The following is an 18,594-nucleotide window of genomic DNA, read 5'->3' on the forward strand; positions in this document are numbered from 1 at the left end:
TTTGGAAAGGCATAGAGCCATCTTCTTTCTAAATGCCCCCACCCTGATTATCAGAGATAGGAAATGGTCTATACTATTTAAGAAGAATCAGCTTGAAAGGAGGGCGGCCGATGATCAACCCCAATACCGGAGAAGGTTCAGCCAGGCCCAAAAGGATTCTGGCGCTAGCTTTCATTGCTCTATTCATTTCCATTGTCTTTGGCACAGCGATCCATTTCCTTGAACCGGCATCCTTCCCATCGATTCTTGAAGGAATTTGGTGGGCACTGGTGACTGCTTCTACAGTCGGCTATGGCGATTATGCCCCGGCAAGCATTCCGGGCAGGCTTTTGGGAATGGTGCTGATTGTCACGGGAATCGGCCTGTTCACGACATATATCACAACACTGTCAGCTGCAGCGGTAACTGCCCAATCCAATTACCTGGCCGGACGGAAAGAATATCACCGCCAGGGTCATACGGTTATCATTGGCTGGAATGAACGATCAAGGCAGACGATCTTAAAGCTGAGGAGGACGGACGGCAGCACTCCGATCGTCCTGGTGGATGAAACATTGGAGCTTAATCCATTCAGGGATCATTCCATTCACTTTATCCACGGCAATGGCAGCCATGACCGAGTGCTTGCGCGCGCCAATATAAAAAATGCAGCAGCCGTTTTGATTACCGCCGGCATATCAAAGGATGAATATCAATGTGATGCCTTTACCATCATGTGCCTGCTTGCTGTCAAAGGGTTGAATCCCGGTGTCCGCTGCATAGCGGAAATTTTGACAGAGGAGCAGACGGAAAATGCAAAAAGAGCAGGAGCTGACACCCTGCTCCGCTCTAATGCAGTCATTAGTGACGTCATGGAACAGTCACTGGCTGGATTAAATCCTGACGAATAAATTCAGGGCCCCCGCTATTTAGTGGTCCCTTTTTCAGATTCCTGCACGGGCGCTCAGGTTGGCAGCAATATGGACTCAAGCTCTTTGACGAGTGATTTGCCGAGCTCTACATACCGGTCTGGAAATTCCGCGTCCTTATCGGCCGGCTCCTGGAATTGATTAAACGAAGCTGAAAAATTGCCGATCCCCGCGTGGTCATCGGGGCCTTTTTTATATTGATGGCTGAGCAGGAACGGCCTCCCGAGCATAACGGCTGCTCCCCTCGTATCCAGCCCCCCCTCCACCGCGCGGAAAGGGACCCTCAGGAACTGGTAGCCGTTACGGCTGTCGATTTTATAATCAAAATACGCATGGTCGTAATCCCAGCTGCCGCTGATGCTGTAGCCCCTTGGCTTTAAAGTCTGCTCCAGGTCATATAACGAAAACGTATGCCCCTCAAGCTGTGAAGGAATTTCTATCATTTGTCCCACCCTCTCTTTTTTCCTTAGCATATCCGGGAAACGAGAGAAATACATTGGGAAATAATCCGGGAAATGGGGACTGTCCCCATAAAAAAACGGCCGAAGCCGTTTTTTTATAATCTCTTTTCAAGTTCTGCTTTTTTGTCTTCGAAGCCTGGTTTGCCTAGCAGGGCAAACATATTCACCTTGTATGCCTCGACGCCCGGCTGGTCGAAGGGATTCACTCCCAGCAGATAGCCGCTGATCGCACATGCTTTTTCAAAGAAGTATACAAGATATCCAAATGTGTATGCATCCATGGCAGGGATCGTCACAATCAGGTTGGGAACTCCGCCGTCTGTATGCGCAAGAAGCGTTCCCTCGAATGCTTTGTTATTAACAAAGTCGACGGTTTCTCCGGCAAGATAATTCAAGCCGTCCAGGTCATTTTCTTCGCTTTCGATCGATAGCTCATGTCGCGGCTTTTCCACTTTGATAACCGTTTCGAACAAGTCTCTGCGGCCTTCCTGTACATATTGACCAAGAGAGTGAAGATCAGTGGAGAAGTTGGCGGATGATGGGTAGATCCCTTTCTGGTCCTTGCCTTCACTTTCACCGAAGAGCTGCTTCCACCATTCAGATAAGTACTGAAGACCAGGCTCATAGTTGATCAGCATTTCGATCGTTTTCCCTTTGTTGTATAAAACGTTCCGCACTGCTGCGTATTGATAGCTGGCATTCTGTTCGATATCATCGCCTACAAAGTCCTCACGGGCCTGTGCTGCGCCCTTCATCATCGCATCAATATCAGCTCCGCTCACCGCGATAGGCAGCAGACCGACTGCCGTCAGTACTGAATAGCGGCCGCCCACATCATCGGGAATCACGAAGGATTCATATCCCTCTTCACTTGCCAATGTTTTCAGCGCACCACGTTCTTTATCCGTTGTTGCGTAGATGCGGCCTTTAGCTTCTTCTGCACCGTATTTTTCCTCAAGCAGCTTGCGGAAGATGCGGAATGCAAGGGCAGGCTCAGTCGTCGTGCCTGATTTTGAAATGACATTGATTGAAAAATCCCTGCCATCGAGCAGGTCCATCAAGTCTGTCATGTATGTAGAGCTGATGTTATTGCCGACAAACAATACCTGTGGTGTGCCGCGCTTTTCTCTAGGGAGTGCATTGTAAAAGCTGTGCTGCAACATTTCGATCGCTGCACGCGCACCAAGATAAGATCCGCCTATCCCGATGACCAAAAGAATGTCAGAATCTGACTTGATTTTCTCTGCTGCTTTTTGGATCCTTGCAAACTCTTCTTTATCATAATTCACCGGCAGATCTACCCAGCCAAGAAAATCGCTGCCTGCCCCTGTTCCTTCATGAAGGGAGTTATGTGCAGTGCGTACTGCATCTTTTAAGTATGTTAATTCGTGTTCGCCAAAGAATGATAACGCTTTGGAATAATCGAAACGTACATGTGTCATGTGTGTTCCTCCATATATTAGATTACTTTTTCACTTTACCTGAAAGCTCACGCTCATTTCAAGCCGAAGCCCCCCATGTAAGCGTACCCAATCATATTTATTTTTATGAATGGGCGGCATGGGCAGATAAAAGAAAAAGCGCACCCAGTATGCAGGGTGCACTTCACTTTAAAGGGCAGCTCTATAAATCGCCAGAACGTCCTCTTTATTCAGCTTCTTGAAGTTTCCGAATTCACCGTTAGCCATGGCTTTATCAGCCATCACGTCGATTTTCGAATCATCGATATCATAATCCGCAAGCTTTGACGGTGCTCCAAGGCTGCTCCAGAAGCTGCTCAGTGCATCGATTCCCTCAAGGGCAATCTCTTCATCACTTTTTCCTTCTGAATCAACATCAAGGACCCTCACTGCAAGCTGCTTGAACCGGCCAAGGTTTTCATTCATCACATGGCGCATCCAATTCGGGAAAATGATCGCCAGTCCGCCGGCATGAGGAATATCATATACGGCTGAAACAGCATGCTCTAAATTATGGGTCGCCCAGTCGCCGCGAATACCCATGGAAAGCATGCCATTCAGGGCAATCGTGCCTGAATAAAGGATGGTTTCTCTGTGCTCATAGCTCTCCAGGTTATCAAGTAGCTTTGGTGCAGTTTCCATCACAGTCTTCAGCAGGGATTCACACATTCTGTCCTGAAGCTCAGTATTTGTGCCCTGGTGGAAATACGTCTCCAGGGTGTGGCTCATCATGTCCACAATTCCATAAATAGTCTGATCCTTCGGCACTGTGAATGTATTCTCAGGTTCAAGGATGGAGAACTGAGGGAATGTCAGCGGGCTTCCCCAGCCATATTTCTCCTGTGTCTCCCAATTTGTGATAACCGATCCTGCATTCATTTCAGACCCGGTTGCCGCTAGGGTAAGGACCGTTCCAAAAGGAAGTGCTGCCTTTACTTCTGCCTTTTTGATGACAATATCCCAGGCATCTCCATCATATTTTGCACCGGCTGCAATAGCCTTTGTGCAGTCGATGACAGAACCGCCGCCAACCGCAAGCAGGAAGTCGATTCCTTCCTGTTTACAGATTTCAACGCCTTTTCTGACAGTCGATAATCTTGGATTCGGCTCAACACCGGAAAGTTCGGAAACCTCCACATCGATTTCCTTTAAATAATTTACTACTTTATCATATAAACCGCTTCTCTTTATGCTTCCGCCGCCATACACAAGCAGAACCTTTTTGCCATATTGAGGGATTTCATTTTTCAGCTGTTCGAGCTGGTCTCTACCAAATATTAATTTAACCGGGTTTTTAAAAGCAAAATTAATCATATTTCATCTGCCTCCTTCGCTTCTTATTATGCAAAAACGGCCTCACAATATCAAAGAAAAAGATTACAATTGCAAAAATGCTCTTTTATCCTTGCATACGTCCGCCTCTCGCCTTAGTTGCTCATCCTTTTGCAATTGAAATTCATCCTGCATATTTTTTTCCCAGCTTAAGCAATCTATAGATGAACCATCAAAAAAGGAGGATTTGCATGAGTGCAATTCAGCGTATCGCTCTAGTTCTTACCATTATTGGAGCTGTAAACTGGGGCCTGGTCGGTTTTTTCCAATTTGACCTTGTTGCCGCAATCTTTGGCGGCCAGGATTCAGCATTAGCAAGAATTATTTACGGACTTGTCGGCATTGCCGGGTTAGTGAATATCGGCCTGCTCTTTGTCCCCGACCGTGAAACTTCCGCGGCTGGACATCCTGATCCGACCCGGTAGCATAAGGATGGGCTTTTTTTAAAAGTCCTTAAAAATAAAGCCCGGGGAGAAAAACAATATGTTTTTCTCCCCGGGCTTTGGTGTGCCGGTTAATAATGGGTCCTTTAAGTGAATGGCGCGGCTGAGCTCCATATATTGAGGGACTTTGTTGGAATGCCAAGTGAGGTTGAATGCGGGTTACCATCTGCCAGGTAATTCGATATTGTGAACGGCGAGTAACTTCCTGCTTTGGCGAGTAAATGATGATTTCGGATAGTAAAATAGTTTGTTTGGCGAGTAAAAAAAGATTGCGGCGAGTATATTAGAAATTCGGCGAGTAAACGTCTCATTTCCGCGAGTAACAGCCATTTTAAAGTGGTGCTGATAGATTTTCCTCCAAACAATCCTCATGGACCGGCATGCATCCCTTCCCCGATCACTCATTCTGCTTCTCAACTAAATACTTTATTTACTGGGTATGAGAAAAGACCGCTAAAAGCGGCCTTCTGATTGTATAAATATTTATTTCCTCAAGATAAAACTTTTTTGATCCGTTCAATGGCCCAGTCCAGATCTTCCTTTGAGATGACGAGCGGCGGGGCAAAACGGATGACGGTGTCGTGAGTCTCTTTGCAGAGCAGCCCTTCTTCCTTCAGCTGTTCGCAGTATTTACGGGCAGGCTCTGTAAGTTCTACACCGATAAATAAACCGCGGCCGCGGACCTCTTTGATGACCGGATTTTTTATCTTTTTTAATTCGGCTTTGAAATATTCGCCAAGTTCATTTGAACGTTCGGCCAGTTTCTCATCCACCAGTACATCCAGGGAGGCAATGGAAACTGCACAGGCCATCGGATTTCCTCCAAATGTTGATCCATGTGAACCGGGATTGAAAACGCCAAGAATATCTTTATTGGCAACTACACATGAGATGGGGAATACGCCGCCTCCAAGCGCCTTGCCAAGGATATACATGTCAGGCTCGACTTCTTCCCATTCACAGGCAAACATTTTGCCTGAGCGGGCCAGCCCGGCTTGAATTTCATCGGCTATGAACAATACATTATTTTCCTGGCATAATTCTTTAGCAGCTTTTAGGAAGCCTTCTTCTGGTATGATGATGCCTGCTTCCCCTTGGATTGGTTCAATCAGGAATGCTGCTGTATTCGGGGTGACAGCCGCCTTCAAGGCATTCAGATCACCATATGGGACCAATGTGATGCCTGGCAGCATTGGACCGAATCCACGCTTATATTCTTCCTCAGAAGACAAGGAAACCGCCGTCATGGTCCTGCCATGGAAGTTGCCAAGGCAGGCAATGATTTCCGCCTTATTGTCTTCTACGCCCTTTACATCATAAGCCCAGCGCCTTGCCGCCTTGATAGCTGTCTCGACGGCTTCAGCCCCTGTGTTCATCGGAAGTGCCATATCTTTATTGGTAAGGCCGCAGATTTTCTCATACCATGGGCCAAGCTGATCATTATGGAAGGCCCGGGACGTAAGGGTAACCCGGTCCGCCTGGTCTTTAAGAGCTTGAATAATCTTTGGATGGCGGTGTCCCTGGTTCACAGCGGAATAAGCACTAAGCATATCCATATATTTATTGCCTTCAGGGTCTTTAACCCATACACCCTCTGCTTCTGCAATCACGATTGGAAGCGGGTGATAGTTAGGAGCACCGAACTTCTCAGTCTGCTCAATCAGGTGGTTTGATTTTGATTCTAAAGTCATCTTATATTCCTCCCATCCACTGTTTCCCTTCTATTGTACATGGAGAGATGGCATATTCAAACCCTAAAAATAATAGCGCTTTCCACCGCATTCAGAAAATTGAATTTTTATACAAGATTTACTCACTATATAGGGATAATAAAAACACAAATAGTTTTTCACTCGCAGCCCAAGCATGAAAATAACTGGAAAAGAACAATAAGGTGGTGGGGCGGAGCAAGTCTCAGGCCAGGAATGCCAGAAAGATAAATAATGTTCACACCCAGCTGCAGGAAGCCTCATGATACATGGAGCTCAGCCCTTTTCCACAAAAAAAAAAAAACAGATATGTTTTAGTCATATCTGCTTTTACTGAATCTATTATTTTTTGATTAAATCTTCGCGCTGAGACTGATCAATCCACTCTTGAAGCTTGTCTTTCAGTGTGTTAAAGCCTTCAGTGCTTTCAGTTGTTGATTTTATAGTAGCCTGGCGTTTCTTAGGAGCACGTTTTGGCTGTGCCTGCGGACGCTCCGGGGCTTCCTCCGTTGCACGGATTGAAAGGCCGATCTTGCCAGCGGCTTCATCGATAGAAAGTACCTTAACCTGTACTTCATCGCCTACTTTAAGATGCTCGTTGACATCCTTCACATAACCGTGGGTAATTTCAGAGATATGCACTAGACCTTGAGTTGAATCGTCTAAGGCGACGAATGCACCATAAGATTGAATCCCTGTTACTTTTCCCGTTACTACAGAACCTACTTCATATTTTTCAGACATGAGAACACTCCTATATTCATTAAATTTTTCATGTTTATATACGCAATTGTAAATTATAACACAAGCTTGACCTTTAATCAAAGGAAGCTTTAAAACTTCTGGACACAAGCACATGGCACAGCTTCTTTTTTCCTAGGGACATTCAACTATTCCGGCCTGCTGCAGTAAGATATGGATAAAAGGCAGCTGGAGGGAAAAATCCATGTCAGAGCTCGGTTACATCATCAAAGGCCTTAGGGAAAAACGAAATTTGACACAGCAGGAACTGGCTCTAAAAATTCATGTAGGAACCCATATTTTAGATAAGTTTGAAACGGGTGAAAAGACCCCCGATATCGGGACGCTGCTCCATCTGGCTGCCGTGCTGGAGGTTCCTGCCCGGGACTTGGCCATATCCGGAAAGTCATCAAAGGCCTCAGGACTGGAAGCGGAAATCGAACAGCTCATCAATCAGATTGGCCGCCAGAAGGCTGTGTGGATTCTAAGGAAAATCACGGAATGGAGTGAAGAAGACATGAACCGGATCCTTGAAGAAAAAAAAGGCGGGGATGCGCGGAATTATGTTTAAAAAAGAAATTTTCTGACCATACTTGTGATAAGGCTTTCTAGCTTTCTAGTATTCCCCCCCTTTTTTTAGGACAAAACAGATACTGTTTTGTCCTCTTTTTTTAGTCAGGGCATTATAGGTCTTTATCCTTTTCCTTTTCCTTTTCACCATTGAACCAGTTCTTGGGATTCAGCCTGCCCCTGAACTTTTTGGCAGCTTCTTTTCCAGCAAAAAATACGCCCGCCCAAAATAAAATTTCAGCTGCAATCAGCAGAAGAGCCGTCAGGACCACCTTTCCTTTCCCGCTAAGCTCTAGGAATGGAACGAGGAGAGGAGTCAGCCAAAACAGGGTTGAAATGACCAGAAGGATGATTCCAAGCTTAAGGGTTGATTTTCGATCAGATGCCATGAGCCATCTCCATTTCATTTAAATATCATTTATTTCATTGTACCCAGAGAATCCTGGGATCACAATCAATATCAATTACCAATTGCCTCTTCCCGCATAAAGGCGTGCCTTCCGGGAATCCTCCACATGAGGAGGTGATTTCAATGTCCAGAAGAAAAATCCTGGTACCGGGAGCCAGAGAAGGACTTGACCGGCTAAAGGCAAGGGTGGCAGGCACCATTAAACCTGAAGTTGCAAAATTTGAGGCAGCACGTGAGGCAGGCGTCCCCCTGAAGGAAGGCTATAACGGCGGTTTGACTTCCCGTCAGGCTGGCAGGACCGGAGGCATGCTTGGAGGGGGCATGGTTAAGGAACTCATACGTATGGCACAGGAAAACATGAATAAATAGGAATCTGCATCTGCAGGTTCTTTTTCTTCCCGGCAACCTTTAAATTCTTATATGTGGGTAAACTACCTAAAAAAGGAGGGGCTGTGGAATGGTGAAAATTCAGGGAACAACCGATTATACCTTAAGCAAAGAGTTATTTGCCAATGGTCTTTACTTTGAACATTATAAAAATCCGTCTTCTACGGAAACAATCGTTCTTATCCATGGATTTTTATCATCCGCTTTTAGCTTTCGTAAATTGATTCCTTATCTTGCGGAACAATACAGCATTGTCACAATAGACCTGCCGCCATTCGGCAAGAGCGGAAAAAGCAGTTCTTATATCTACTCCCATGAAAACCACGCCCGTGCCATCATTGAATTATTGGAGCACCTGAATTTAAACAGAGTTATATTATCCGGTCATTCCATGGGCGGACAGATTTGTCTTTATGTGATAAAACAGGCACCGCACCTTGCCTCGAAAGCCATCCTGCTCTGCAGCTCAGGCTACCTGAAAAAATCCGGACGCGCCCTGGTTCTTTCCAGCAGACTGCCGTTTTTCCACCTATATGTCAAAAGATGGCTGGCGAAATCCGGTGTCGAAAAAAATCTTCAAAATGTTGTTTACAACCATGCCCTGATAGACCAGGAGATGGTCGACGGATATATGGAACCTTTTCTCGACGATATGATTTTTAAAGGGCTCGCGAAAATGATCCGCGACCGGGAGGGTGATTTGGATTCTAAAGATCTGCAGAGCATCCACATTCCCTGCCTCCTCCTTTGGGGCGAGCATGACCGGGTTGTGCCGGCAGACGTCGGCAGAAAACTCCACGAGGACCTTCCCTGCTCCACACTGACGATCTTTAAGGACGCCGGGCACCTCCTGCCGGAGGAAGAGCCGGAAAAAGTATTTTCGGCAATCCAGGAGTTTTTGGGATAATCATCGAAGGCTGGCCACAGCCAGGTCCGGTTAATTTCATCAGGAAGCCTGAAAGGCATGAGTCTGCATGGGACAGGACTCATGCCTTTTCTGTTGTCCTGCTCCCAATTGACAACCAAGACCGCTGGCGCCTTTAAAGGCTCCCTACAGCTCGCAGGATTGGCTGTTCTTTAATTGGACAAGTGTGCGGGCTGCATTCATGCATTGCTCAGTACCCGGCGATTCACCAAATGAGAATTCCAGAATTTCTTTAATTTTTTCGGCAATGGTGCCGGGATTATCTGTTGTATATAACAAGCCCAGAATTTCTGCTTTTTCGGTTACATAGGAGTCTGCACCCATATCCAGTGGATCCCATTCATAAAGCCACTGATCAAGACTGATTGCTTCTTTATTATTATTTGACAAAATATTCACTCCATTTTGTAAATTAGATGATTTATGCGTCCATTCTATAGTATCATAAGTATTAAAATTAAAAATGGGGTGGAAATTTTGCCAAATAGTACACTTGATGAAATAATTCAGAGAACAAATACATCCTGTCTAAAGTGGGATTTAGCGGAGGAAAGGTTCGGTGCCCGCGAGCTTCTGCCCATGTGGGTGGCAGACATGGATTTCACTTCACCACAGGTGGTGATTGATGCGCTTGAGGAGAGGGTGAAACATGGTATCTTTGGCTATACCTCTCCTCAGGCCGGCCTTTACAATGCAATCATAGGCTGGATAAGGAAAAGCCATAATTGGGAGATTGAAAAACCGTGGATTCAGTTCAGCGCAGGTGTGGTTTCAGCGCTGCAGATAGCCATTGAGGCTTATACAGAACCCGGAGACACTGTTTTGATACAGTCCCCTGTTTATGCCCCATTCTTCAATGTGGTGGTGAAAAATGGCCGGAAGCTCGCCAATAATCAGCTGGTTTTGAAAAACGGCCGTTATTATATTGACTTTGACGATTTTGAAGAACAATTAAAATCAGGTGTCAAGCTGTTCCTTTTCTGCAGTCCGCATAATCCAGGCGGAAGAATATGGACGAGGGAGGAATTGGAGAAGATCGGCAATCTTTGCAGGCAGTATGATGTAAAAATCATCTCGGATGAGATTCATGCAGACCTTTCCCTCGGCGGGCAAAAGCACATACCGCTTGCTGGTGTGAGTCCTGAAATATCGAATATCACGATCACGGCCATGGCCCCGAGCAAGACTTTTAACATTGCCGGACTGCAGGCATCGGTAGTGTTAGCAGAAAATGAAGCACTGCGGCAGGGGTTTTCAGCCGTCCAGGAGCGCCGGGGCTTTGACGGTTTGAACGCACTTGCACTGACAGCCATGGAAGCGGCATACAGAGATGGGGCTCCATGGCTGGACGCCATTTTAGATTACATAGAGGATAATGCAGACAGGGCCATTTCCTTTATCGAGCAAGAAATACCGGGCCTCGCCTGTATGAGACCGGATGCTTCCTTCCTGTTATGGATTGATGCGCGGAGCCTTGGTGCTCCAGATCAGCTGATTCAGCAGCGTTTGATTGAAAAGGGGAAGCTTGCGCTGGATCCCGGGACGAAGTTCGGCCCTGGGGGAGAAGGATTCTTGCGGATGAATATCGGCTGCCCGCGCCCGCTGCTTGAGGAGGGCCTGAAGCGCCTGAAATCTGCTCTCGCATGAATTTCCGCCACTCTTTTGTCAAAAAAAGCCTCGAGCCTCCCAGACTTTTTATTGTAAAATGAAAGCATGGAGGCATTTATATGAAGCTTGCAATTATATTGGTCATCATTATTTGTGTATTTTCCCTGATCGGCACCTTGCTGCTTGGAGGGAAAAGCGATGAAAATTACAGCGGGGCCACAAGCGGGAATTTGTCCCGGCTTACCTGGATGTATGTCATCCTTGCTCTCGTCCTGCTGCTGGGCATTGGATTTTACGTTGTATAAGAAAAGGAAAGAGGCGGTGCATCATGCATCCGCCTCTTTCTATTTTAGATAATTTTCCTGCCGGACTGGGCCAGTGCATAATAAATAGCATGCTGCAGTGTCTGAAAGCAGTCATACTGGCTTAATTCAATCCTCAGGCTTGAGATAATCATGGATAATTCCGGTGAAATCCCTACCAGGATGGTCTTCATTCCGATTAAATTGGCTGCCGAACCCAGCTTATGTATAAAATGTGCGGTAAAATCGCTCAAGTCCTTATCCAGCCCCGTTAAATCAAGGATCAGGTAAGTGGCCTTATGCTGCGGCAGGTTATTCAAAGTTTTTTCAATGAGGTCGGTTGAACGGGCTTCGTCATATTTCCCAAGGAGCGGCACCACCACGACTCCTTCAAGAACAGGTATGATTGGAGACGAAAGCTCTTTTACAAGGCCTTGAAGCTCCCTTGTTTTATTCTCTACCACTGCCTCAAGCATCTGAATGTGTTCGGTTTCCTTCCTTCTTGCCAAAAGGTGGATATTGTTGGCCACTGTTATATCGGAAGGGAAATATTCCACTATATCAAAATCACGGCCTTCTATCTGGCTCTCTTTCACTTCATACCAGATGTTGGTGCCAAAAAGCCCTGTAAAGATACCGGCATAGTGGGCAGGCATGAAGCTTCCTGCCTTGCTCTTTCCCTGGGCCTTGTTGATTTTGTATTCCCAGCTGTTCCTTAACTTGACAGAGAGGGTCTTTTCCACTTCATTTATTTGGTTGATGATAATTTCACCCCATCCGGCTGAACCATATGTGTTGGGAATCACACCGGCCACATCTTCAATTCCAAGATTAAGATTCCTGAAATAATCCCCTACTACCATTCCTTGCCGGAAACCAGTTGTTTCCAGCACGAGACTGGCTGACTCAAGCCCGGAAATTTCCTCAATCGAATCGAAAAGGGTCTTCATGGCTGACGAAATCCAAAATAGAACTGCGTCTTCGCCTTCATATAAGAATTGACCCTTCTCCAGATTCCACTGAAAAGAAAGCCCCCCTACGTCAATGGAAGTTTCTTTATTCATTGATACTACTCTCCCTTTTGCATGGTTATAGAGTATATTATAGCCACACGGGCTTCTTTTACTCCTGTGTAAGCCGCTGCGCTGCAGCAGGCCAATCTATAGGCATCAGCATTATCTCTTCTAATCCGGCTAAAGAACCGCTGGAGAAGAGTGACACTGGTTTAAGACCATCCATTAAAAAACAATGCTATTCTATAATAATTCAAATGAAAGAAACATTTCCAGTTAAAAGGCTCAGGCTTTTAGTCTCTCAGTGGAAAATAATAAGGATAAACAGATAGGGGATAAACTTTAAAAAACAGACCCCATCGCGGAGTCTGTTTTGGAATGGACGGCTATTAAGCTTTTTGAACGTTAGACGCTTGTGGTCCGCGGCTTCCTTGTTCTACGTCGAAAGTTACGTCCTGACCTTCTTCAAGAGTCTTGAAACCTTCGCCTTGGATTGCTGAGAAATGTACGAATACATCGTCTCCACCTTCGCGCTCGATAAAACCAAAACCTTTTTCTGCATTAAACCATTTTACTTTACCTTGTTCCATTTTTTGCGGCCTCCTAGTGTGAAAAACACCTAAATTACTATCCTTGCTCCAGGTGAACCAAGACGAAAAGTTTAGTACTTACAATCCTTTGTACACCGAACAAAAATAATTCTATTTAATAGTAACAGAATTTTAAGTTAATATCAAGTTTCACTAAGCGAATTTGATAGCGCTTTCTATGATGAGGCTCGATTATTTCATGCCTTAATGAAAGGGGAAATCAAATCAATAAGGCTTTGCCTGGCAAGCCCCTGGTCATAGCGGGAGTTGTTCAGCTTCACTTTGTCGATGGGCAGCGAACGGAGGATTTCAAGCTCCATCTTCCCCCTTGCCTTCAGCACGGCCTCGGCCCCTTCCAGGCCCGCAAGCTTCATTCTTTTGCCGTAGCCCTGTTCTGTGTAATACGCAGTGAACCCTTCCGCCCACTCCCTCGGCCGCTCATCCACTGCCCTCTTGAAGGAAGAGCTGTAATCATCCTGTTCAATATAAATCAGCAGCGGGTTAAGGCATGAAGCCGCTTCAGCCAGCCCAAGGATATAATCAGCGGATGCCTCCAGACTCAATCCGTATTTGACCATGCTGACCGTTACCGGATTTTGAATAAAACAGCATTCGAAGATATAGATTGTTTCCTCTCCTTGCGCCTGTGCCGCAAACTGTTTCCACCTGGATGTTATGAGCTTACGATTGATTTCAATGGGCTGTTCATATACGTCACTCCCGGAAAGCTCCGTCAGCAGGCTTTCTGGAAAGTCCGCTCCGTATTTTTCCTGAAGCTTTCGATAGGGAATCAATACGTGTCTCTCATCTTCCATGATGAAGCTGCTGTCCAGGAATGCAGCTTTCACTGGATCCAGCAGCAGCTCCTTATATAAATCCGGCGTGAGCATCGCCACACCCTCATAATCGGCCGGATGATCGGGATTCCCCTCCTGAAACAGCACCGCTTTTCGTCCCGATTCTGTCAATATATCATAAATCATTTTTGAAATCGTTGATTTCCCTGATCCGGGAAGTCCTTCCACCAATATTAATCTGTTTGTCATTATCCTTCGTCCCTCCATATCACTTAAAGCCTGAAGGACGGAAAAAACCATCCAGGACCTTGGCCCCGCACGGATAGGAATGCAGCAAATAACCCTGCCCCATGGTAAATAAGACAGCTTTCTGATAAAGAAAATAAAGGTTAAAAAAGTGCATACTAATCCTATTTCTCCAGGCTGCTTTTTCAATTAAAAGATCACCTGTTTCAATAGAATTAGAACTTCATGACCGCACCGAACCTTTCTTTGGAAACCAATAGAATTAAGGTAATGGTACTATATTCCATTGAAGATGCCAATATTTTTATTGGCGACAAAAAAAACGCACCTGCTTCTGGCGCGTCATCGATGTATCTCTCTTTTTTTCAGCAATGATTCTTCCAATTCCTTCGCAGCCTCGGCCTGCCTTTTTGAAACCTTAATGATCAGGCGCATGGTAAGAAATGCTGCCGTCAGGAAAATAACACAGGTAATCGCTGCCGGGATATATTCTGATTTGTCTTCAGGGAAATACAAGAATAGTCCTGCGGCAAAGCTGTTAAGAACTAGCATGGTGGACACCCTTTCTTTTCTCGCTGCTTCCATTATAGCAGACATAGGCTTCCTGTCTGGCTGATTATTGTATGATTTTGATAGACCGGATCGTAATTTTTTCTGCGGGGGTTCCTTGTTCGTCCCCGCCGGCTGCAGCTATTTTATCTACAACTTCCATACCTTCTATAACCTGTCCAAATACTGTGTGCTTTTGATCGAGCCACGGAGTTCCGCCCTGGTCCTCATAAGCCTTGATAATCGCTTGTGGATAGCCGGCCTTCTTCATTTCCTCGGGCATGTCTTGGTTCAGATGCTGATTCTGGACAATGAAGAATTGGCTTCCATTCGTATCGGCACCAGAATTCGCCATCGACAGGGCACCGCGCACATTGAACAGTCTCTCAGAGAATTCGTCCTTGAACGGCTTGCCCCAGATGCTCTCTCCCCCGGTTCCGTCTCCATTCGGATCGCCGCCCTGGATCATAAAGTCCTTGATGAGCCTGTGAAAGGCCAAGTTGTCATAATATCCTTTTTCACTATGTGTGATGAAGTTTTCAACCGCTTTTGGAGCCTGCGCTGGAAACAGCTTGATTTTAATGCTGCCTTTTGTGGTTTCCATCAGCACCACTTTATCATCCTTCTGAACAGGCTTGAATTGAGGAAAATCCTCCAGGGCCATATCCTGCAGTTTTTCTGTTTCCCTGCTTTCCTGCTTATTCCCGCCGGATCCTGATTTTTCTCCCGAGCCTCCGCTTGTACCGCATGCCGTGATCAGCAGTAAACTTAATAAAATAAAGAATAGGTTTGTTTTCATCTCCATACCTCCTGCTTCTTCACTTTACAATAAAAGCAAAGTTTGGGAAATAGGGGACAGTCCCCTATTTCCCAAAAATTCCATGAATGGCGCCTTTTTCTTGAGTATGGACAGGGTGGTTATGTATGATGGGGATATCAATTATACGGGAGTGGCTGCAATGGAGACACCTATCTTTAAATCGGGCGATAAGGTAACAGCATTTTATAAGACTGGCAAGTACATAGGGGAAGTGACGGACGTGAGGCCGCAAAGTTATCTTGTAAGAGTGCTGGCGGTGGAGAAGCATCCGCATCAGGGCGATCTGCATAATCCAAGGCAGGCTGATGTCCCGCTCTTCCATCAGAGAAGGGCCCTTGCTTTCAGGGAGCAGACGAATGTCCCTCAAAATATGGTGAGAACATACGAAGGCTCCGTGCCGGACTATAAGGAATCCCTGAAGGCGGCAATAGAGAAGGCGGTTTTGGAACTGGAAGAAAAAAAGGACGAATGGAGTGTAAAGAGCATCGCTTCATTGAAGGAACTCGAACGCGATTATTTTAAAGGCTGAAGACAGACAAAAGCCAAATCTGCTGTAAAGGAGATTTGGCTTTATAAGGCGAACTTATCCATAACTTTTGACAAGTCGATACGGTCTCCGATGGTGGTTGGCTCTGGTTTTTTCAAATATCTCTTATCCTCTTCTACAAGTTTGAAAATATTATAGGTTGTCATCGCATCATCCAATGCCCGATGATGTTTGCCGGTCCCCTGCTTGCCGTACTCCTGGACGGCTTTCCACAAACCAGTCTGATTCTGGTCTCCAAAGAACCGCTTATACTCCATGGATAGGTCAAGCTGCTTGCCTGTAAAAGGGAATTTCACATCCGCTTTGAGGCAGTTGCTCCGCAGCACCTTCATATCCATATTCCCCCATGTCACAATGGTACTGCCTGGGTGTTTTTCTTCAAAATCATTAAGAAGCTCAATCAATTCAATGAAAGTCATTCCTCCATCCACTTGGTCCTGGGTGATATTCAAAAAGGTTTTACAGCGTTCGGTCAAGGCGGGAAAACGTTCTGGAGAAACAAAAGAGGAGTATTTTTTTACGATGCTGTCATTAACCACTGAGACGATGCCCACTTCCACAATTTCCGGATAAAATCCTTCCGGCTTTGATTTGCCTTCCGGCATAGTAAATTCAAAATCGATAAACAAATATTGATGCCCTGGTTCCATTTACTATCCTCCTTCACTAAAAATTTACCTGGATTACTTTACGCTTTTTTTAAACATTATATCAAATATTTATTGAGTTACTGATATATTTATATACATGTCCTGGCATTTTTTTCTGATTTATTCTAAAAACTTAAGCACTCCACTCACTTTTTTTGTAAAATAACCTTTGGATATCCACATCAGGTGTGGAAAAAGATTGTCCTCTAGATTAACAGAATGGAAGATGAAACCGTTGAGGAAAACTTTAGGCTTTTTGATCATCGCAGCTTTGCTGCCTGCATTTGCTGCCCTGCTGGCAATGGGTGTAAAGGAAGCGGGCAGGGCTGAGAGCGTACAGACTCTTATTGACAGGAAGATTGAGGGACGAGGAACCCTTATGCCTCAGACCAGTTTTATAAAAAGCGGCGATGGCAGGACCATCTCCGAGATCACCCTGTCACAGAACCGCATTTCACTGGACAGCCAAAAGATCCCGCTTTTTCTTAAACAAATTTTTATAGCCGTGGAGGACAGACAGTTTTACGAACATTTCGGTGTAGATATATCAGGGATTGGCCGGGCCGTCATTGCAAACGCTCAATCGGATGCCAGCATCCAGGGCGGAAGCACCATCACCCAGCAGCTTGCCCGCAATCTCTACTTGTCCCACGAAAAGACCTATAATCGCAAGCTTGCTGAACTCCTATATTCGCTTTCCCTCGAGAGGAAGCTGACAAAGGACCAGATTCTTGAAGCCTATATCAACACAATTTACTTCCAAAATGGCGCTTACGGGATAGAAGCCGCATCCCGGCTGTATTTCAATAAGGCCGCCGACAAGCTTAACAGGGCGGAACTGGCTTTCCTGGCTGCAATTCCAAATAACCCGCTGATGTATGACCCGCTGGTTCACTTCAGCAGCACCAAGAAGAGACAGGAACGGATACTCGGGATGCTAAAAGAGCGAAAGCTGATTTCGATTCAGGAATACAAAGTCCTTGCTGCTGCCCCTATTACCTTGCATGTCCATCAAAAGATGGATTCCTATCCAGACTATACAGCTTATACGCTGATGGAGTTCAAGGAACTTGTCTCCAAATCGGAAGGGTATGCCGGCAAATTATCAGGTTCGGATAATTCAGCGGGAGCTGCTTACAGCAAGAAATTGAATCAGCGGGTAAACAGCCTGCTGGAATCCGGCATTACGATACATACCGCGCTCGACAGAGACATCCAGAGCGCTGCCGGAGCTGCTGTGAGGAAACATTTGCCCCAAAAAGATATCGAAGGTGCTTCGGTTGTTATAGAACATCATACGCATAAGCTTGTCTCGTTGATTGGGGGAAAATATTATAAAAAATATTCTTTTAACAGAGCATATCAAGCCTACCGCCAGCCTGGATCAGCCATCAAGCCGCTGCTGGTATATGGCCCTTATCTCGAAAGGAAACAGTCTGCGCTCACAGAGCTTGTAAATGCCGGCAGTCTATGCCTGAATGGCTATTGCCCGCACAACGCTGATAACGCCGGCCACGGGTTTGTAACGATTGAATCGGCTTTTTCTCACTCCTATAATACGGCTGCTGTAAGAATGTTTGCGGAGACAGGAATACAACGGTCATTCGCATACCTTTCCCCATTCTTTTTCAACAAACTGGTCAAAGAGGATTACAGTCTGCCCGCTGCAGCCGGGGGATTCACATATGGCATGAGTCCCCTTGAACTGACCGGAGCGTACACTTCCTTTTATGATGGCACCTACCAGCCACCCCGGGCCATCAATAAGGTTACAGATTCGAGCGGGAAGATTCTGTACAGCTGGAAGGAAAAGCCCCGGCGAGTATGGAGCCGGGAGACGACAATGAAGATGCATACTCTCCTCCATTCAGCGGTCATGACCGGGACTGCCAAAAAAGCACGCATATCCGGTCCGTTCTTAGGGGGAAAAACAGGGACCACTAATGATTACAAAGACCTCTGGTATATAGGATTAACAGACAGATATACTGCCGGCGTCTGGGTCGGCCGTGACTTTCCGGCAAGCATACAGGAAGCAGGCAGAGCCGCACCCCATTTATTGATATGGAAGGATACCGTAACCCCGGGCGGCAAATAGTCCCCAAAAGAACAGCCCCGCTGATGCAA

At 46.0% G+C, this 18,594-nt stretch carries 22 protein-coding genes; 9 read left to right on the top strand and 13 right to left on the bottom strand.

Features of this window, described 5'->3' with window-relative positions:
- The first annotated feature begins 110 nt into the window (after positions 1–110).
- The gene (locus V1498_RS17835; RefSeq protein ID WP_409295087.1) at positions 111–890 is read left to right on the top strand and encodes a potassium channel family protein; all 780 of its coding nucleotides are present in this window, start codon (positions 111–113) and stop codon (positions 888–890) included.
- 53 nt (positions 891–943) lie between these two features.
- Here V1498_RS17835 and V1498_RS17840 read toward each other — a convergent pair whose 3' ends face one another.
- From V1498_RS17840 to V1498_RS17850, 3 genes are all read right to left on the bottom strand, one after another.
- Positions 944–1,351 carry a YugN-like family protein gene (locus tag V1498_RS17840; protein ID WP_409295089.1) on the bottom strand — a complete coding sequence of 136 codons (408 nt, stop codon included), beginning with the start codon at positions 1,349–1,351 and terminating at the stop codon, positions 944–946.
- 113 nt (positions 1,352–1,464) lie between these two features.
- Positions 1,465–2,811 (bottom strand): glucose-6-phosphate isomerase, encoded by a 1,347-nt coding sequence (locus tag V1498_RS17845; RefSeq protein ID WP_409295091.1) that lies wholly within the window; start codon positions 2,809–2,811, stop codon positions 1,465–1,467.
- A gap of 168 nt (positions 2,812–2,979) precedes the next feature.
- A complete protein-coding gene (locus V1498_RS17850) occupies positions 2,980–4,143 on the bottom strand; it encodes an iron-containing alcohol dehydrogenase (protein WP_409295093.1) in 1,164 nt (387 codons plus the stop codon).
- A 209-nt stretch (positions 4,144–4,352) separates the two neighbouring features.
- Between V1498_RS17850 and V1498_RS17855 the strand changes: the two genes are divergently transcribed.
- The gene (locus tag V1498_RS17855; protein WP_409295095.1) at positions 4,353–4,586 is read left to right on the top strand and encodes a DUF378 domain-containing protein; all 234 of its coding nucleotides are present in this window, start codon (positions 4,353–4,355) and stop codon (positions 4,584–4,586) included.
- 509 nt (positions 4,587–5,095) lie between these two features.
- Here the strand turns inward: V1498_RS17855 and V1498_RS17860 are convergent.
- Positions 5,096–6,295: an ornithine--oxo-acid transaminase gene (locus V1498_RS17860; protein ID WP_409295097.1), complete on the bottom strand. Its 1,200-nt coding sequence runs from the start codon at positions 6,293–6,295 to the stop codon at positions 5,096–5,098.
- A gap of 360 nt (positions 6,296–6,655) precedes the next feature.
- On the bottom strand, positions 6,656–7,057 hold the full coding sequence (gene yugI, locus V1498_RS17865; RefSeq protein WP_409295098.1) for a S1 domain-containing post-transcriptional regulator GSP13: 402 nt from the start codon (positions 7,055–7,057) through the stop codon (positions 6,656–6,658).
- Positions 7,058–7,259: 202 nt separating this feature from the next.
- On the opposite strand from yugI, the gene V1498_RS17870 reads away from it, so the two are divergent.
- The gene (locus tag V1498_RS17870) at positions 7,260–7,625 is read left to right on the top strand and encodes a helix-turn-helix domain-containing protein (RefSeq protein ID WP_409295100.1); all 366 of its coding nucleotides are present in this window, start codon (positions 7,260–7,262) and stop codon (positions 7,623–7,625) included.
- A 112-nt stretch (positions 7,626–7,737) separates the two neighbouring features.
- Here V1498_RS17870 and V1498_RS17875 read toward each other — a convergent pair whose 3' ends face one another.
- Positions 7,738–8,013, bottom strand: coding sequence for a transporter suffix domain-containing protein (locus V1498_RS17875; protein WP_409295102.1), 276 nt, complete (start codon positions 8,011–8,013; stop codon positions 7,738–7,740).
- A gap of 143 nt (positions 8,014–8,156) precedes the next feature.
- On the opposite strand from V1498_RS17875, the gene V1498_RS17880 reads away from it, so the two are divergent.
- Together V1498_RS17880 and V1498_RS17885 are read left to right on the top strand one after the other, a co-directional pair.
- Positions 8,157–8,402 (top strand): alpha/beta-type small acid-soluble spore protein, encoded by a 246-nt coding sequence (locus tag V1498_RS17880; protein WP_409295104.1) that lies wholly within the window; start codon positions 8,157–8,159, stop codon positions 8,400–8,402.
- An 88-nt stretch (positions 8,403–8,490) separates the two neighbouring features.
- The gene (locus V1498_RS17885; RefSeq protein WP_409295106.1) at positions 8,491–9,327 is read left to right on the top strand and encodes an alpha/beta fold hydrolase; all 837 of its coding nucleotides are present in this window, start codon (positions 8,491–8,493) and stop codon (positions 9,325–9,327) included.
- 144 nt (positions 9,328–9,471) lie between these two features.
- On the opposite strand, the gene V1498_RS17890 is transcribed toward V1498_RS17885, so the two are convergent.
- On the bottom strand, positions 9,472–9,735 hold the full coding sequence (locus tag V1498_RS17890; protein WP_409295108.1) for a DUF1871 family protein: 264 nt from the start codon (positions 9,733–9,735) through the stop codon (positions 9,472–9,474).
- Positions 9,736–9,813: 78 nt separating this feature from the next.
- Here V1498_RS17890 and V1498_RS17895 point away from each other — a divergent pair, with 78 nt between their 5' ends.
- On the top strand, positions 9,814–10,992 hold the full coding sequence (locus V1498_RS17895; protein WP_409295110.1) for a MalY/PatB family protein: 1,179 nt from the start codon (positions 9,814–9,816) through the stop codon (positions 10,990–10,992).
- Between the two features lie 80 nt (positions 10,993–11,072).
- Positions 11,073–11,258 carry a hypothetical protein gene (locus tag V1498_RS17900; protein WP_409295111.1) on the top strand — a complete coding sequence of 62 codons (186 nt, stop codon included), beginning with the start codon at positions 11,073–11,075 and terminating at the stop codon, positions 11,256–11,258.
- Positions 11,259–11,302: 44 nt separating this feature from the next.
- Here V1498_RS17900 and V1498_RS17905 read toward each other — a convergent pair whose 3' ends face one another.
- The 5 genes from V1498_RS17905 to V1498_RS17925 all read right to left on the bottom strand — a co-directional run bounded on the left by V1498_RS17905 (position 11,303) and on the right by V1498_RS17925 (position 15,249).
- Positions 11,303–12,319, bottom strand: a complete 1,017-nt coding sequence (locus V1498_RS17905; protein WP_409295113.1) for an STAS domain-containing protein — start codon at positions 12,317–12,319, stop codon at positions 11,303–11,305.
- A gap of 338 nt (positions 12,320–12,657) precedes the next feature.
- Entirely contained in the window at positions 12,658–12,858 is a 201-nt protein-coding gene (locus V1498_RS17910; protein ID WP_409290068.1) for a cold-shock protein, read from the bottom strand.
- A gap of 197 nt (positions 12,859–13,055) precedes the next feature.
- Positions 13,056–13,904 carry a hypothetical protein gene (locus V1498_RS17915; protein ID WP_409295114.1) on the bottom strand — a complete coding sequence of 283 codons (849 nt, stop codon included), beginning with the start codon at positions 13,902–13,904 and terminating at the stop codon, positions 13,056–13,058.
- A gap of 339 nt (positions 13,905–14,243) precedes the next feature.
- A complete protein-coding gene (locus V1498_RS17920; RefSeq protein ID WP_409299344.1) occupies positions 14,244–14,453 on the bottom strand; it encodes a hypothetical protein in 210 nt (69 codons plus the stop codon).
- 64 nt (positions 14,454–14,517) lie between these two features.
- Positions 14,518–15,249 carry a peptidylprolyl isomerase gene (locus tag V1498_RS17925; protein WP_409295116.1) on the bottom strand — a complete coding sequence of 244 codons (732 nt, stop codon included), beginning with the start codon at positions 15,247–15,249 and terminating at the stop codon, positions 14,518–14,520.
- 160 nt (positions 15,250–15,409) lie between these two features.
- On the opposite strand from V1498_RS17925, the gene V1498_RS17930 reads away from it, so the two are divergent.
- On the top strand, positions 15,410–15,799 hold the full coding sequence (locus V1498_RS17930) for a kinase-associated lipoprotein B (protein ID WP_409299345.1): 390 nt from the start codon (positions 15,410–15,412) through the stop codon (positions 15,797–15,799).
- 41 nt (positions 15,800–15,840) lie between these two features.
- Here V1498_RS17930 and kapD read toward each other — a convergent pair whose 3' ends face one another.
- Positions 15,841–16,467: a 3'-5' exonuclease KapD gene (kapD, locus tag V1498_RS17935; protein ID WP_409295118.1), complete on the bottom strand. Its 627-nt coding sequence runs from the start codon at positions 16,465–16,467 to the stop codon at positions 15,841–15,843.
- A gap of 235 nt (positions 16,468–16,702) precedes the next feature.
- On the opposite strand from kapD, the gene V1498_RS17940 reads away from it, so the two are divergent.
- Positions 16,703–18,565: a transglycosylase domain-containing protein gene (locus tag V1498_RS17940; protein WP_409295120.1), complete on the top strand. Its 1,863-nt coding sequence runs from the start codon at positions 16,703–16,705 to the stop codon at positions 18,563–18,565.
- The last annotated feature ends 29 nt before the right edge of the window (positions 18,566–18,594 follow it).

Origin of the sequence: Paraperibacillus marinus, assembly GCF_046237605.1 — a bacterium.
Taxonomy (GTDB): domain Bacteria; phylum Bacillota; class Bacilli; order Bacillales; family DSM-1321; genus Paraperibacillus; species Paraperibacillus marinus.